The sequence below is a fragment of the Mucilaginibacter sp. P5_A4 genome (assembly GCF_056400605.1).
This window is the reverse complement of record NZ_JBFUKX010000155.1, coordinates 1-946: the sequence shown is the minus strand read 5'-3', so window position 1 is coordinate 946 and position 946 is coordinate 1. Positions and strand designations below refer to the sequence as shown.

At 37.9% G+C, this 946-nt stretch carries 1 protein-coding gene; it reads right to left on the bottom strand.

The genetic code is table 11. The annotated features are described in order from the left end of the window. Positions 1 to 76 precede the first annotated feature (76 nt). Positions 77 to 946, bottom strand: an 870-nt coding sequence (wecB, locus tag AC1DQW_RS27775; RefSeq protein ID WP_477457035.1) for a non-hydrolyzing UDP-N-acetylglucosamine 2-epimerase, incomplete at its 5' end; no start/stop codon positions are given.

Here is a 946-nt window from a genome sequence, read left to right as displayed (position 1 = left end):
GATTTTACGCGTTGCATCATTCCATCTTTTATGTTTTCTTCATTATAATAAGAAGAAATAATCAGGATTTGCCTTTTCATATAGCCTTGATTAAACTTTCAAGTATCCTGCTTGAAGCGCTTCCATCACCATAGGGATTAATTGCTCCCGACATCTTTTTATAATGCGTTTCATCATTCAAAAGCTTTTCTGCCTCTGATATTATAACCTTGGGATCTGTACCTACTAAAATCACACAACCTGCAGCCAAAGCTTCCGGACGCTCAGTTGTATTGCGCATCACTAATACCGGTTTACCCAGGCTTGGAGCTTCTTCCTGTACGCCGCCGCTATCTGTTAATATAAGATAGCTTTTTTTCATCAGGTACACAAATGCAGGATAAGAAAGCGGTTTAATTAGTTTAATGTTATCTATTCCATTTAATAAAGACTGTACGGGCTCTAAAACATTCGGATTTAAGTGCACCGGGTATATTATCTGTACATCTTCATTTGTAGCCAGGGTTGCTAAAGCTTTGCATATATTAAGAAAACCAGATCCAAAGTTTTCCCGCCTGTGTCCTGTAACTAAAATAAGTTTTTTATTGTTATCCAGAATGGTATTTACATAACTGATCTCATCGTCATCATAGTTTTCCAGTTTTTGAACTGCATAAAACAGCGCGTCTATGACCGTATTCCCCGTAATTATAATGGTACTTTCCTTTATTCCTTCACTTAACAGATTTTGTTTTGCTTTTTGTGTTGGAGCCAGGTGCAAATCAGCAATTCTGGATGTCAATTGCCGGTTAATTTCTTCCGGAAACGGAGATAATTTATCATAGGTTCGTAAACCTGCTTCTACATGGCACACTTTGGCACCGCTGTAAAAAGCTGCAACAGATGCAAATGTGGATGTTGTGGTATCACCATGCACGTAAACATAATCTGGCTTAAAATCATCCAG